The 16,200-nt window shown below is 48.3% G+C and carries 7 protein-coding genes; 1 reads left to right on the top strand and 6 read right to left on the bottom strand.

Annotation, left to right across the window (positions count from 1 at the left end):
* Positions 1–51 precede the first annotated feature (51 nt).
* The 6 genes from A8709_RS35505 to A8709_RS25130 form a co-directional block, all read right to left on the bottom strand.
* Positions 52–5,952 (bottom strand): S-layer homology domain-containing protein, encoded by a 5,901-nt coding sequence (locus A8709_RS35505; RefSeq protein ID WP_065856306.1) that lies wholly within the window; start codon positions 5,950–5,952, stop codon positions 52–54.
* A gap of 83 nt (positions 5,953–6,035) precedes the next feature.
* Entirely contained in the window at positions 6,036–7,607 is a 1,572-nt protein-coding gene (locus tag A8709_RS25150; protein ID WP_065856304.1) for an extracellular solute-binding protein, read from the bottom strand.
* A 79-nt stretch (positions 7,608–7,686) separates the two neighbouring features.
* Positions 7,687–8,571: a carbohydrate ABC transporter permease gene (locus A8709_RS25145; RefSeq protein WP_065856302.1), complete on the bottom strand. Its 885-nt coding sequence runs from the start codon at positions 8,569–8,571 to the stop codon at positions 7,687–7,689.
* Positions 8,572–8,601: 30 nt separating this feature from the next.
* A complete protein-coding gene (locus tag A8709_RS25140) occupies positions 8,602–9,570 on the bottom strand; it encodes an ABC transporter permease (RefSeq protein ID WP_341833438.1) in 969 nt (322 codons plus the stop codon).
* 214 nt (positions 9,571–9,784) lie between these two features.
* Positions 9,785–11,563 carry a cache domain-containing sensor histidine kinase gene (locus tag A8709_RS25135; protein ID WP_141692650.1) on the bottom strand — a complete coding sequence of 593 codons (1,779 nt, stop codon included), beginning with the start codon at positions 11,561–11,563 and terminating at the stop codon, positions 9,785–9,787.
* Entirely contained in the window at positions 11,556–13,190 is a 1,635-nt protein-coding gene (locus A8709_RS25130; protein ID WP_065856298.1) for a response regulator, read from the bottom strand. Before A8709_RS25130 ends, A8709_RS25135 begins: the two co-directional genes overlap by 8 nt.
* A 251-nt stretch (positions 13,191–13,441) precedes the next feature.
* Here A8709_RS25130 and A8709_RS25125 point away from each other — a divergent pair, with 251 nt between their 5' ends.
* Positions 13,442–16,168, top strand: a complete 2,727-nt coding sequence (locus A8709_RS25125) for an alpha-mannosidase (protein ID WP_065857354.1) — start codon at positions 13,442–13,444, stop codon at positions 16,166–16,168.
* The last annotated feature ends 32 nt before the right edge of the window (positions 16,169–16,200 follow it).

The following is a 16,200-nucleotide window of genomic DNA, read 5'->3' as shown; positions in this document are numbered from 1 at the left end:
CGATTGCTGCAGAAAGGCGGCCTTGATTACGCTAGTGACACAGCAATATCATTAAGGCTGACGTTGGTAGACACGATACGCAATCACTGCAGATTCAGCGCGCGTCAAGCGGTCTAACGGATGTAATCGGCTGCCATCGCCTTCAAGTAGACCAGCTTCTATCATAGCCGTAAGGCTGAATTTGGCGTATGGTGCAACATCTGCGACATCTTGGAAAGCTTGCAGTGATTCCTTGCTTGAGGAACCATAAGAAGTGTCAAGCAAGCGAAGCGCCCGATCGATGAACACAGCAGCATCTTGACGGCTAATCGATTGCTCCGGATTGAATAGATTGTCTCCAGAGCCCTCGGCAATACCCAAGGACCGGCTGAGGCCTATGGCTTCTTCATAGTAGGAGCCTGGCTGCACATCGCGGAAATTCGCAGAATAGCTTCCTGTCAATCCCATCGTATGAACAAGCATCATCAGAAAGTCGCCCCGTTTAATTGGAGCATTCGGCGTGTATTCGTCCTCCGATGTCCCTTGAACAATACCTTTGGCAGCCAACACTTCGACTGCATGCCCGGCCCATGGAACGTTAACAAGATCGGCAAAAGCTATTGGAGTATACGCCACCGCATATTGGCTGAAATGATTGGTCTGAAACACCATTTCTCCAGTTGCAACCTTATATTTACCATTGCTAATAATTGTCGTATGCCCTTGATCGTCCACATATTGGATCGACAAACGTTCATTATCCAGTTTCTCGGCATCCGTCGGCGTATAAGGCAGAGACACCGTTACAGGTGACTGGCTGTTACGCCATCTGAGCGGACTGCCATCCGATTTCACTGTAATATCCACGGCTGGTCGCGCACCGACCCCCTCCTGCAAAGCTGCTGACCAACCGCTTCGGTCCGCATCGCGGATGACCAAGCGAATACGCTCGCCTAAACTTGTCGATTGTCCACCGTCAAACATGGCACCAGTAACCGTCATGCTGCCTTGCGGTGTAATAAACGTAATGGACAGCTTTGGATCATTGTTTTTGAACAGACTGGCAGGCAGCTCGATTGCATAGCCTTTAGTCTGCTCCACCTCCGAAAGGCGGATCGCTAAGCGACGGAAACCGTCCTGCCCAGCTTGCGCTTGCGCCAGCGCTCTATCGAGAACAGTCTGAGTCAAAGACAGACTTGCCGTTTGTGAAGCTGAATCAAGACTTGGTTGACCCGTTATTGAGACCGATCCGTCATCTTCTACTTTGAGAACTGGTTCGGTTACCGTTGGTAACGATGCTGCTCCAGAAGACGGCTGCGGTTGGTACGCCAGCCTCGCCAACAGATCTTCTTTCACACTGCCCTTAGGCAGTAGTGTCACGAAGTTCCAAGCCCCATCCAACTGTGCGAAGTCTTTCGTTTCCAGTGCCAGCTGAACAGCACGCTCTGCGGAAGCTCCCAGCAGATCGGTATAATTGCCTTGAAGCAGGCGAAGGTCGCCATACAACGTCGCATCTTTGCTAGTGCCGATGCCTTGATTGTATTCCATAAATCCGGCACGTCCAGCGCCGTCATTCTCATTGAGCAGCCATGTAAACCCAATCGGATTTGCAGGATCGAACGTACTGTCTGTGCCAAGTAATTCAGAGAATGGTATCGCGATTTGATATGTCGTCCGTTTCGTCACTTCGTCCCGGGTGATATCTGCCTGCACACCAGTCAAAGCGCCATTCGCCTTTCCATCCGGCGATCTCCATCTCCACTTCGTCACTTGTCCTTGATTGTTCAAAGCAAAGCCAAGTTCGCTCACACTCTTGCTTGCAGCACCATCCTTGCGGGATAGATCAAAGCCAAGCTGAAGGCTATCCCCCTGCCAAATATCTACGCCTGACCAACTTTGTACATGATGGTCGTCGCTGGCAATTACGGTTACATACACATTGTGGTCATCCCACTGCACATCAGACTTAGCACTCAGATCGTCTATCCCTTTCCACATCCCGCCCACGCTGAAATATTGATCAAAGCCAGACAATTCCATGGAAGGAACAGCCGGATCCGCATCGATACGACCTGCGAAAGATTGCCCCAGCTTCAATGAAGCCGTGTAGACAAAACCTGTATCAAGAGTAACTTTATATTTTAGCGAGTCGCCGACATAGTAAGGAATCTCTACGTTCAGTGAAGCGCCTAATGCGATATTGCCAAAGTGAATCGGCTTTACCGTGCTTCCGTAGGAAGCTGGCTGAAGAAGTTCAATTTGTCCACGGATTGGCTCAGTCGACGTTCGATTGGTAAGTGTTAATACCGTCTTCGTCTGTTCAGGATGAGTCGCATCGAAAGCACCTCTGCTCAGCTCCAGCGAGACAGGCACAAGGTTTGTTCCCGTCACTTTAGAGCCAGCGTTGTTTTGCATCTGCATACCGCCCTTGAAGAGGTTATTGGAAATATCCATGTGATTTATCTCAGGTCCAGTGTAAACATGCATGGTGTGAGGCTGTTGGAAGTAAGAGTTGTACAAGTGGATATTACCGCCCATCGCTTGAACGCCACGCTCTCCAGACACAGTCAAATTACTTTGCTGGATATGAACGTCGCCCGCATCGATATCGAAGGAACGTGTCGTGTCACCCCACATCGAGGAATTGAACATCGACAGCTTGGATGTGAATTCCGGACCTACCGTTACATACACTTTATCCGAGGTGCTTAGCGAGACCAGTTCGGTATTCATCATGGACAAGCCCATGGGACCGGCTTGTTCGATGAAGGCCCCCTTTTTGCTGCCATCTGTACCATGCCCAATAATGATGGCTTCAGCGCCGCTGCCATTCTGACCGACGAAGTGAATCCCGTATTGCGAGCCATAGACGAACGTATTAAAAATAGTTTCACCCGTCGCATGACCGATGCGGAAAGCATCGAGATGCTCCTTCTGGTAGTTCCACACGACGTCCCCATTGTTACCCTCAGGGTGATTCGGATAGTTATTCCTTCCATAGTAGTGGGGATTAAACTGAACATTGCGAACCCATCCGCTGCTCGAGCCGCCGCCGACATAAATACCTTCTTTTAACGGCGAGCCTGCCACGTAGTCGATATAATGGCCGCTTGTGTCGTAGCTGCCAAAATCAATGCCCTGATAAGGATTGATCAACGTTGTGTTAATCGCGTATACATCGTGGCCTTTGCCCTGAACCGTCCAGGCATATGGCTTCACATCAATATAGTTTTGTTGGTCGTAATAAACCGATAGACCTTTGATCCCTGCCGAAGCTTCCAACGTAATGAAAGCATCACCATTCGACTGATTTAGCCCATAGTTGGTAAATAATACTGTTCCGCCGCCAATCGTATGATGCGGCACATCCCAGGAACCCCGCAGCTCAACGCCACTTGGCACAGTCAAGCGACTATCCGCTCGATAGATTCCCGCTGGCAAGTAAACCGTTCCGCCGCCTGCTTCTCCAGCATCTGTCAATGCCTGCTGAATCACAGCGGAGACATCCGTACGACCGCTAGCATCTGCCGCATATGGCGCAGCAGTAACATCGAACAATTGCGCTGTTGCAGGTTTAGGCAGCACTGCACGATCCAAGCTCGCCACCTCCGGCAAGGTCTCCAACACGTAGCTCTCGTCCTTACGGACATTCAACTCAGCAAGGGCGCTTTGGTTTTCGACTTTAAGCTCGCCTTGATAGCCTGAATTTACAGCGTTCAAAGCCTGAACATTTTCCTTCATCAGAACATGATGGTCCGGCTTCTGGAATATTACTTGGCCCAAAATAATAGACCCGCTGTCAACCGCAAGCGCAAAACCACCAGCCTGATTACCCCAGTTCTCGAACGAGCTGTTCTCAAAGGACAACACACCGCTGCCCTCACTCACGACGGCACTTGCCGCTTCGCTCGCCAGTGTGACCTTATTGAACTGCACGATGGAATGAAAGCCTTGCGTCGCATAAACTGCCTTCGCATCTGCGCCTACATTCGCCTTGAAGGTACTATCTGTTACAAGAAGGCCATAATCGTTAACGCCTTCAATTTTAAGTGCAACATTGCAATCCGTAATATTGATTTTATACAACTGCGCATTGGCTGTTTCCAATGAACCTGTACGGGTCGTGATCCGCATACCTGTCTTGAACCCCGAGATTCCGATATCCGACATATACTCCCAATCGGAGCGCCCCATCACAATTCCTTCCGTATGCGTCGTCATATAACCAAACAACGCCGGTTGGGCAGGCGCTCCAGGCAACCCCGATTGCGCCCAATAGGAAGGAGACAGACGAACATGTTCAATTCTTCCAATATCCGTCGTAAAATCGAGGAAAACACCTGTTTTCAGCACCGTACCGAACAGATCATGTACGTAATGCAGTTCATTCCAAACAGGACCGATCTTGACACCGTTATAACTATTAACCAGCGTCACGCTGCTTACGGTCGCATTATCGCCTGTCAGCTGTTCAATCGTCCATGGGTACGCAGTAAGCTGCTCCAACGACTGTTCCGGGTACCAGATTGATAAATGGGTAATACCGCTTGATTGCTGGAGCTGAATCAAGCTCGTTCCGTTCTCGTCTCCACGCCCTGCATAAGCATCGAGGACAGTCCCGTTCACCTTGCCGTTAACGCTATCTGGGCTCTCCCAATCGCCTCGCAGCGTAACGCCGGTCGGTACGAGCAGTGTACCAGTTAACTTGTAGTGACCCACGGGTGCGAAGACAACGCCACCGCCATGACTCCCTGCGGCATCCAATGCATCCTGAATGGCACGGGTATCATCCTTGATTCCATCTCCCACAGCTCCGAAATCAGCCACATTGAAATCAGCAATAACGACATCCGGCGTCGCATACGCCGTATTGATTACTTTGGCCTGCGATGGCGCGCTTATCGGTTTAGGGACTTTGAGAACGCTTACAGAGGCAACATACAAATCAGCGTTATCAGCCTTTGCTCCACCTCCGCTGACACCTATGCGAAAATCCCCGCCATTGGCTCGATTGGCAAACTTAGCGTCGGTTAATTTAAAGGTGCGTGTCTTCCACTGCTTCGTATTCTGATAAGAGAAAAGTGGTGCACTCTTGAACGAATCCGATAACGCATCATACTGCAGTACGAGGTCACCGTTATCACTATCATAATATTCCACGGTTACATAAACATCCTGATCCGAATTATCATACAGATATGCATCCTGAACATTCATGTAAAGGTACAGGGTACGATCACCAGGCGCAGCGCTGTTCGTGCGCCAATAGCCCTTGCCATCTAGCTCTCCCGTGAGCAGGCCAGATTCGTTATCTCCGGCACGCGCAGTGATGCCTCGCTCTACGGGCGTAGCGCCCAGCGTGATGGCAACATCATCAGCAGCATGAACCTTTGGTGTCTTCGTTACCGTGATGCTAGCCAGCTTCAACGGAGCATTCGTCGCACCGCTGGCACCGGCCCCCTCCACACCTATTCGGAAATCCGCACCATTCGTCCGATTCCCCATGAAAGCATCACTCAGCTGGAATGTTTGCGTTTTCCAAGTTTTCGTATCCGTATACGTAAAGAGAGGCGCATCATTAAATGAGGCGGTCGCCGCATCGTATTGCAGTACAATGTGCCCGTTGCCTTCGTCGTAATATTGCACCGTCATCTGAACGTTATTATCCGTATTGTTGTGTAAATAGCTGTCATCCACATCCATGTAGAAATAGTAAGTTTCCGATCCGTTAGCTGCCTTGCCTGTCTGCCAGTACGTGTTGCCCGCGACCGTACCCGTTTGCAAGCCTTCCGCACTATCTCCCGCTCGTGGAATTATGCCATTGTTTACAGGTTCTGGACCAAGAACAACATTCACATTGTCCGTATTCGCCTTCGCTACCAGTGCACCTGCAGGCAGCGCCGAAAATAGTAAAAGAGCAACTAGAACACGCGTTAACAGATGACGAAAGGTTCCAAATCTAATGATATGCAAATTCACTTCCTCCTTTGATTTTGCTTGCATTGACAACAAAAAGAGAAGCCAATCTTGCTGTAAGACTGGCTTCTCTCTGCTAGTTATTTTTTCTGTGTTGCCAGATAGGCGTCGATTTGTTTTTGCGTTTCTTGAATGATTTTATCCAGACCGTTATTTTTTTGTGCCTGAATGTAATCAGCCACAGCTTTGTCTACATCTTTAACGACACCGTATTCGATCGGTTTGCTGCTTTCATCCGATACTTGATCGCGCTTAGCGAGCTCGCTCTTCATCGAATCTTCCGCAATGAACAGTCCATCAATCGGAGAGTTCACATTGTTAGGCTGGCTGGCAAATTCAGCTTCTTTCACCCAGAAGTCTTTACTATAGGTCTGCGTCGGACGCATGAATTGCGGCTTCCAGAACGCCCATTGGCCGCCCCATTCCATGTAGTTACTCGTCGAAGACTGCATACCTTGCGGATATTCGGCCGTTTCGCCATTCAAGACATACGTCTTGCCTTCGATTCCGTACTGAAGCAAGTCATACAGTGTTTTATCCTTCTCAAACATTTCCAGCAAACGAAGCACGCGATCCGGATGCTTAGAATTACGGTTGATTGCGACAACGTTAGCTAAAGCTGTCCGGTTTACGAATTTTTTATCAGGATACGCCTCCGACATATCCTGCTTATATGACGGATCTGTAAATCCTGGGTCAGCGTTCGCCCATTCGTGAGATGTAATTGTGAATAATAGCTTACCGTTGCGCCACTGAGCTTCAGCACCCTCTTTGTCGATCATCGCATCGCGATTGATCAGCTTATCGTCATACCACTTTTTGGCCAGAATCGCCGATTCTTTGAAGAATGGCTGTGTCTCCACAGGCATCACGGTAAGTTTTGGATCCTTCAAATAAAAGCCCAGCCCGTGAAAGTTCAGATCGACCCACTCATCGCGAATCATCTCGAGGGACAGCGGCGTTGTGCGAGACAGCTTCTCATTCGGATACGCTTGTTTCAGCTTACGCAGCAAGCCGTCGATGTCTTCAATCGTTTTAATCGAATCCGGGGCGATATCAATGCCAGCTTTCTTGGTAAGGTCAGAACGCCAGCCAATGAATTTGCGCTCGTTCATACGCATCGTCCAAGGGAGACCGACAATGTTGCCGTTTACTGTCGCTGCAGACAACGTTCCTTGATCTTGATATTTCTTGTAAAGCGTCGGTGCATACTTCGGAAGCAAATCATTCAGCGTCATGTATGAGCCTTTAGCCGCCATCTGCTTGTAAGATAACCAATCGCCGTCAAAGTTCATATCCCAGCTGTCGCCTGACGCAGCCATAACTAGCATTTTTTCCTTGAAGTCACCAAATGGTATGAAATTCACATTAAATTTGACATTTAGACCTTTTGACTTTACATATTCACTGATTTTGCTCCATACCTCGTCCGTAGCTGCTTTCTTATCGCCACCGAAGTACAGCTTCAGCGTTACTTCTTCTTCCTTGCTCTCCGTCGCCGAAGGCGTTGCTGTCCCCTTTTCGGTCCCCGTAGAAGTCGCCTTGCTGCTTGGCTGCTCCGCTTCTTTATCCCCGCTGCATCCTGCCAACGCAGAACCAACTAGCATCGTAAGCGCAACCGTCATCATCAGCTTTCTTTTTCCTCGTTGCATTCGGACATCTCCCCTGAATCAATTTGATTTGATTATATACTACACAGCCAGAGCTGTTATAGCCATACAAGAACTCGTTTCAACCCTTTACAGCACCAACCATCAAGCCTTTGACGAAGTAACGCTGTAAGAAAGGGTACAAGAATACGATGGGACCGATCGTCACGATCGTTAGAGCCATTTTGATCGACTCCGACGGAATTTGTGCGGAAATTCGCTGCATCGCCGCAGCGTTGCTGGAACTTTTGAGAAAATCCACATTAGAAATGAGTGTTCGCAATAGGAGTTGCAGGGGTTGAAGCTCCTGCTTATCAACAAACATCAGCCCAAGAAACCAATCATTCCAATAACCTAGTGCTACGAACAATCCTATGGTTGCCAGTACCGGCGTTGAGAGCGGTATAATCAGTTGAGAAAATATCCGGAACTCGCCTGCGCCGTCCATCTTAGCGGATTCATGTAAATCCTCCGGAATTGATAACATAAAATTGCGCATTAGGAACAAATTAAACGCATTGGCAAGCGGTGGCAGGATGAGCGCCCATAGGGTATCCTTTAGGTCCAGATATCTCACACAAATGATGTACCACGGAACTAGCCCACCGTTAAACAACATCGTAATAATGACATAGACCGATAGAATGTTACGGTATTTGAACGATCTTCTTGCCATGACATAGGCTCCCATACTCGTGACAAGCAAGGATAGGACTGTGCCGACCACTGTAACCAGAATGCTAATGCCGTAAGCGTTCACAATTCGATTTGAGCCGAGAAATAGAATACGATAGGAATCCAAAGTCACATGTTTGGGGATTAGCCGATATCCGAATTGCACAATATCACGTTCCGTACTCAATGAGCCTGAAATGACCATGATGAAAGGGAATAAGCATGATAAACTAAACAGAGCAATCCCTACGATAATCAGACTTTGCTGGAATGAAAATTTTCTCACCTGCATACCACTTTCTACCTCCTTGCTCGCTAGCTTTTAGAATATAGCCGAGTCCTTATCTACCTTGCGCGCTGCATAGTTGCTGCTCAATACGAGTACGAATGCGACGACCGATTGTAGGAAGCCCGCAGCTGATGCCATGCCGATATCGCCTGATTTGCGAAGGCTTCGGTACACCAAGGTATCGATAACATCCGTTGTCGGATAGAGCAGTGAAGCGTCTCCCACCATCGCGTAGAACATACCGAAATCGGCGTTCATGATTCTACCAACGGCTAGCAGCGTGAGAATCAGGATGGTTGGTTTTAGCATCGGAATGCTGATATAACGAATTTGCTGCCAACGCGATGCGCCGTCAATCGCTGCTGCCTCATAATAAGAGTTGTCAATCGATGTCAGTGCTGCCAAATAAATAATCGTACCGTAACCAGTTACTTTCCAACGAATGACGATTGTAAGGATGATTGGCCATAAAGCCGGTGCGCTATAGAAGTTGATTGGGTCAAAGCCCATCGCCTCCAGAACCCGGTTAACAGCTCCGCTCTCGAAATTCAGCAGATTGTACGTGAACACGCCGACGACAATCCATGAGATAAAAAATGGCAGAAACGTAAGGGACTGCGCAATGCTTTTGAAATATTTACTCCTCAGCTCGTTGAGCATCAGCGCAAGCCCCACTTCGAAAATTAGACCGACAGCAATGAACAACAGATTGAGCAGGATCGTGTTGCGGACAGCCCGGAAGGCCAAGGACGAAGACAACAAGTAGTTGAAGTTTTCATACCAAGGATGCATCCAATCGCTTCCGAAAATACCTTTCGAGAAATCAAAATTTTTGAAGGCGATGACCAGCCCGGCCAATGGCAAGTAATTAAACAGTAGAAGCAGCGTTGCCACAGGAAGGAACATGAGCAGCAGCGTACGGTGACGAATCAGCTCCCTCAGTACGCCATTTTTTCTCAGGACAACAGAGCGGGCAGGCTTCGTGACAGTCATAGTTTTCATAGCCGTTTACCTCTCTTCATTTGGTATACATGTATCATAAATCTATACGCCTGAAGCCGCCATGAGCCAAACATAAACTTTACAGTGCAAATTTAGCCTGTTCCACTAACTGCTTCACATCGCTTATTCAGCACAAAAAAACCCATAACTTCCTTGCGCAGTGGCTTCATGTCGGGCATGAATGCGCACTGCGCAAGGTTGTAATGGGCCTCAGCTAAGCTTCCTTCAGTATAGGGTGCTTGATGGTAATCTTCGTTCCGATATCCTTCCCACTTTCAATCGTTAGCTTGTAATTATCGCCAAAATATAATCGGAGACGGTCATTTACATTCCGCAAGCCTACACCCTTGTGTGACTGGGCATACATGACGTTTCCATCGGTATCTTCATGTAATTTCCTTAACGTTTCCTCGGGAATACCTTCTCCATTATCAGCGATTTCTATGATGATATCGTCCTCTTCTCTGCGGCCGGATAGTAAGATTTTCCTTTTCTCGAAATTGTCGCGGATGCTATGCTGAATAGCATTTTCGATCAGAGGCTGCAGCAGCAGCCGCAAGAACGGAAGTTCCAGTGTTTCATCATCGAAGGCATACAAGATGCGCACATTCTTCCCCATCCGAGCCTGTTCGATCCAGACATACGCTTTGACTTGCTCTATCTCCCTGCCCAGCGTCGTAATCTCTTTCCCTTGATTCAAGCTAAGTCGCAGTAAATTGCCCAAAGCCGACACCATCTCGCTAATCTCACTGCGTCCATGAATCTCAGCCTTCCAGCGGATCGACTCTAACGTGTTGTAGAGAAAGTGCGGATTAATTTGATGACTCAATACCTGAAACTCCAGCTCCTTCTTCTTTCGTTCCGAAAGAGAGGCTGCTTCCACCAAACCTTCAATCTTGTGGATCAAACTGTCAAATTCCCGATACAACCAGCCAACTTCGTCCTTACGAGATGAGGAGAGATGCAGGTGCTGCAGATCCTCCTTATCAACCTTGCGCATATGCCGAACAAGCTGCGCAATGGGTTGCGTGAAATAAATCGTCAAGTACACCACGACGAACATACAGCCGATCAAATAAACAACTAGGAAGATAATGAACAACCTGTTAATTTCTCGAATCGTCCCAGTTAACTCCGCAAGCGGCGTTAGGCTTACAATCGTCCATGGTTCATTATCCATGCGCAAATACGTCGGCAAATAGGCGGTGCCTTGAATATCAATGGATCCAGTAGCTCTCGAACCTGACTTCATCAGCTCATAGAAGGACTCCACTGGCACACGTTCTCCGGTCCATTTATTATCAACGGAATCAAAAACAACGATGCCCTGTTCGTTCAGTAGAAGCAGTTTTTGTCCCACCATTTGTTCCGCAGGAGTAAAAAATCGCTTCAACTGATCCTCTGATAAATCAGTGGATACAATGCCACGGGGAATCTGATCATATAAGCCTGAGAACCGCTTGATATACGTAATCAATGGTTTGGCATATTTCCCTTTCTGCGGCATAAACAGGTTCCAGGTCGGCGATACCGACGCCTTGGAACGTTGAAACCATGCCTCATTCTCAAGCTCCGCCGATTCACCGATTGTAGACATATAAGTGGGATACAAGGACGGCCGAATGGGGTATACATGAACTCGGAAAGCATCAATTGAGGGAATCGTTTGATACAGGCTGGTTAACATGTTGACCGTAAAGCTTTCTTCCTCCTGTGACGTTTGCGGCGGCTTCTCCAGATATTCCTGAATCTGTTTGTTGCCGATCAATTCGTTAATTTGATCATTTAGCTTGGTCAGGTACAATTCGAAGTTTTTCTTGGTTTGCAGTAAATAGCTTAGTGAAATACCCGTATTCGCATTGGATATGCCTTCAATCGATTTAATATGCGTGTAATAAGCAAACAAAAGAAAAGGCACGATTATGATCATGAAAAATATTAGAATGACACGGTTACGAAAGGAGTTCAGCCTCCGAAAGGATGCTTTATTCATCATCAATCCCCTGAAGCCTGCGATATTCCTTCGGCGTCAAACCTATCTCTCGCTTAAACAGCTTGGCAAAGTGGACCGGGTCCTTGTAGCCAACGATGGTGGCAATTTGATAAATTTTATACTGCACATCACCGAGCAATTTCTTGGCTCGCTCCATTCGCACATCGGTAACGTACTCCAAGAACGTCATCTGCTTTTCTTTTTTAAATAGCTTGCTCAGCCATACAGGAGTCACATAAATCGCGGCGGCCACGCTTTGCAGCGTAAGGCCATCGCCATATGACGCTTGAATGTATTTCTCCGCTTCCTGAATAAGTCGGCTTGGCGAAGAGGTTTGCTTTCTGAAGTCATCCGCAATCGCAAGCAAAAACGCTTGGACCTGAACACGCAACGAATCCAGCGTATCGTACTGTTCCAGTTGATCCCAAATCGCTATGGGATTTCTCTCCCAACTTCTATCGGACCAGCCCAACGAGACAGCCTTCTTAAATATTGAAAGAAGCCACTCAAAAATATTCTGCTGCACATCTTTGATATGCGAGCTGGATGATGGATTAAATAGATCAGCGAACCTGTCCATAGCCATGACGATATCCATGTCCGATCCATATCGAACCAAGTCCATCACCTCATCGGATGTACGGATAGAGGGGTCACTCGGCTCCATTTTCTCTTCCCATTCATGGCTAGTCCACAACCGGTTCCCTCCGTAAAGCGCTTTTTGCTCCAGAATTTCACCTGTCTCCACGTATCCAGCGTGAAGCTGCTTCAAGCTGACGAGCGTCGGACATAGCCCAATACTTACCTTTACTTTGACATAAGTCTCGATTCTTTCCATACAGATCATCGCTAATGACTTACCCTTCTCCCATTGCGAAACATCTTGACATTGCAGCAAAACGACCCACCTATGCTTGACATCTTCATAAGAAACGAATGCTTGACTATATTCTTCATCCACCGTTTGTTTGACAACGTTACCAATTCCGAACAGAATCAGCTCTTTCTCGTTGCGATAACCTTTCTTGTTATCTAATGCCTTTAAATCATCCACTTCTATGATCATCACCGTTATGCGGTCGCGAGCAATCCATTCCAGATGCAGTGTCTGCAAGCGGTGAATAATTCTCGATTCCCGATAAACATCGTACTCTTGTTCTACGATTTCCTTCAGCAGCTCTTCACTCATCTTGTGCAGCGCATTTTCTACATGACTGTTGAGCAGTATTTGATTATGCCTGTCTATACGTTCCCTCTCAAGTTGAGAAATGGCTCTCTCTATCACTTGGCCGAGTTCCGACGTATTAATCGGCTTCAGCAAATAGTCGAAGGCACCGAGCTTCATGGCTTGGCGGACGATTTCGAAATCGTCATACCCGCTGACAACAACAGCCTTCCAGGAGAAATCCGCCTCCTTTAGTAGTGCGTCGAGCAACTGGAGCCCTGACATCCTTTTCATTTTCATATCCGTTATGATTAATTCAGGTTTATGTTCAAGTGCCAAGGCTAACGCCGTATCCCCGTCTTCCGCCATCCATACTTCTGTAATGCCGTAAGTCGTCCATGGAAAAAAACTATGCAAGCCTTCCCGGATTCCCATTTCATCATCCACAATCAGAACACGCATCGGGCACCGCCTTTCTCCAAGCTGACTTGGTTGGAAACATAGATGGTTCCATCATAGAACGACTGAACCATACAAAGCAATGTGACATTATTAAACTTATATAGGTGAAAATTGTCCTCGAAACTCCCCCCTTGCAAAATAGCTAAGAATCACCTTAAAAAGTTAATTTTCGCTCATTGTTTGTAGTCTGTCAGAATCTTTAGAATGAGAGCGTAACTACATTATGACTTGGAAAAGAGGAATCACCAATGATGTCATCCAACAAAGTTGTTCATGTCATTTCCCATACGCATTGGGACCGGGAATGGTATATGCCCTACGAAGCCCATCATGTTAAACTGATTGAAAATATGGATACACTACTTCATACCTTTGCGAACGATCCCGAATACCGAAGCTTCTATCTCGATGGACAGACCATTATATTGGAAGATTACTTACAGGTATATCCAGAAAAAAGGGAACTCCTGTGTCAGCTTAGCCGGGATGGGAAGCTTTCTGTCGGCCCGTGGTATGTGTTGCAGGATGAATTCCTGACCAGCAGTGAAGCCAACGTCCGCAATTTGCAAATCGGACACAAGGATGCGGCTGCTTTCGGCTCGCTCTCAAAGCTTGGCTATTTTCCCGATTCGTTCGGTAATATGGGACAGGCTGCGCAGCTGTTGGCACAGGCAGGTATTTCGTCTGCTGTATTTGGCCGTGGCGTTAAGGCGACAGGCTTCAACAACAAGGTCGAAGAAAGCTCAGGTCTCGAATCCCCCTTCTCGGAGTTGCACTGGGAGGCTCCAGACGGTTCCCGAGTGCTTGGCATCTTGTTTGCGAATTGGTATAACAACGGTATGGAAATTCCAGTAGACCCGCTTCTCGCCAAACCCTATTGGGAGCATCGACTTGCGATGGCAGAGCGATACGCTTCAACGCCTCACCTGCTGCTCATGAACGGTTGCGACCACCAACCCGTGCAAACCGATCTGACCGCAGCGCTCCAGGTCGCCAGAGAGTTATTTCCAGAATATACCTTCATTCACAGCAGCTTTGATGCCTATATCAAACAGTTGCAGCAAGATGTCCCGCCCGACCTGAGCGTGACGCGCGGCGAACTTCGCGGGCAGCGGACGGACGGCTGGTTCACGCTTGTCAATACCGCTTCGGCGCGCATTCCTATCAAACAACTCAACCAGCAGAATCAGACACTGCTGGAAAAAGTGGCAGAACCTATTGCTGCCTTTGCTCATCAGCTAGGCCAGCCCTATCCACATGCGTTGCTGCAATACGCATGGAAAACGTTGATGCAGAACCATCCTCACGACAGCATCTGCGGATGTAGTGTTGATGAGGTATATCCGGAGATGAAGACCCGCTTTGCTAAAAGCATGGAAGTCGCACGCTCCCTCGTAAAGGAACGTGTGGCCTCCATTGCTAAGCAGGTGGACACCACTGACTTCACTGGGTTAGGGGAATCGGCAGCCCCGTTCCTCTTGTTCAATACAAGTGGATATGCCGGGGCTGGCGTCGTAACCATCGAAGTGGAGTTGGCCCAGCGCTTCTTTGATCAGAGCGAGGACCCTGTTGCCATAGCGCGACATGTGTGTGAAAACTCACATGCCGAAGGATACCTGATCGATGCCAATGGTCAGCCCGTCGCGCATACCATGGAGGACTTGGGCGTTCGCTTCGGCTATCAGCTTCCGAACGATCGTTTCCGTCAGCCTTACATGGCTCGCACGTTGCGATTAACCTTCGAAGCACGCGAGCTTCCGACAATGGGTTACGCGACATTCGCTTGGATTTCCGATCGAACGGTTTCAACAGCAGCTAGAGGTGCTCAAATGACCTCCTTGGTAACAAGCCCCTCGACACTGGAAAATGACCTGCTACAAGTGTCCATAGAAGCCGACGGCAGCTACACAGTGTTGGATAAAAGAAGCGGCCAATTGTTCGAACGGATCGGTATATACGAAAATACAGGCGACATCGGCAATGAATATATCTTTAAGCAGCCAAACGGTGATTTGCCGATCACAACCCGCGGCCTGCAAGCCGACATTCGTATCGTCGAGGATACACCTTATCGAGCAGCTATTCAGATCACGCATCGGTTGGATATTCCGAAACAGGCTGATGAGCGACTTGCTAAGGAGATCGCTACGATGGTATCATTTCGCGAACGTCAAGCGCAGCGCAGCAAGGAGCTCGCCACACTTGTCATCCAGACGACTATTAGTCTGGATCGTTCGGGACAAGGCGTGCGTGTCCGTGCAGTCATAGACAATCCAGCGTCCGATCATCGTCTGCGTGTGCTGTTCCCTTCCGGTGTACAGGCAGCCATTCATTATGCGGACTCCATCTTCGAAGTGGCTGAACGACAGACGGTTCCTGCTCCCGAGTGGGAAAATCCGAGTCACTGCCAGCACATGCAGACGTTTGTCGATGTCCAGGAAGAAAACCGAGGATTAGTCATTGCAGGCAAAGGCTTGAATGAATACGAAGTGCTGCAGGACGATCTCGGTACGATTGCCGTGACGATTCTGCGTGCGGTCGGGGAGCTTGGAGATTGGGGTGTCTTCTTGACACCAGATGCTCAATGTCTTGGCCGTAATGAGGCCGAATGGATGATCATTCCGCATACTGGCGGGGCTGACAGGTTCGAAGCGTATCGGCATGCCTATCAATTCCCTGTTCCACATACTATCTGCCAGACAGATGTTCAGGAAGGCTCACTCCCCCCTATTCATTCCTTTTTGGCTTGGGAAGGAACTGGCCTAGCCTTCTCAAATTTGAAAATAAGCGAAGAACGCGGCGATTTCATAGCCAGGTGGTATAATCTCTCTCGCAACTCAACGGAGCTTCGAATTCTTCGTGATTCCCCTTGTCCTATGTATCATAGTGACATATTAGAAAAACATCGCACAGAAGTTTCAGGGGAGATTATCCAGGTGGGTGGTTATAAGATTACAACAATTGGAATATTAGCGTAACTGAAGGATTGACAAAAGCGAGGGGTACAGCG

Source organism: Paenibacillus pectinilyticus, from assembly GCF_001700435.1.
GTDB lineage: Bacteria > Bacillota > Bacilli > Paenibacillales > NBRC-103111 > Paenibacillus_E > Paenibacillus_E pectinilyticus.
The sequence above is the reverse complement of the archived record's forward strand: the minus strand, read 5'-3'. Positions and strand labels throughout refer to the sequence as shown.

Coding starts and splice junctions, on each gene's coding strand:
- A8709_RS25150 (WP_065856304.1), bottom strand. CDS start 7,607: ATGCAACGAGGAAAAAGAAAGCTGATGATGACGGTTGCGCTTACGATG.
- A8709_RS25145 (WP_065856302.1), bottom strand. CDS start 8,571: ATGCAGGTGAGAAAATTTTCATTCCAGCAAAGTCTGATTATCGTAGGG.
- A8709_RS25140 (WP_341833438.1), bottom strand. CDS start 9,570: ATGAAAACTATGACTGTCACGAAGCCTGCCCGCTCTGTTGTCCTGAGA.
- A8709_RS25135 (WP_141692650.1), bottom strand. CDS start 11,563: ATGAATAAAGCATCCTTTCGGAGGCTGAACTCCTTTCGTAACCGTGTC.
- A8709_RS25130 (WP_065856298.1), bottom strand. CDS start 13,190: ATGCGTGTTCTGATTGTGGATGATGAAATGGGAATCCGGGAAGGCTTG.
- A8709_RS25125 (WP_065857354.1), top strand. CDS start 13,442: ATGTCATCCAACAAAGTTGTTCATGTCATTTCCCATACGCATTGGGAC.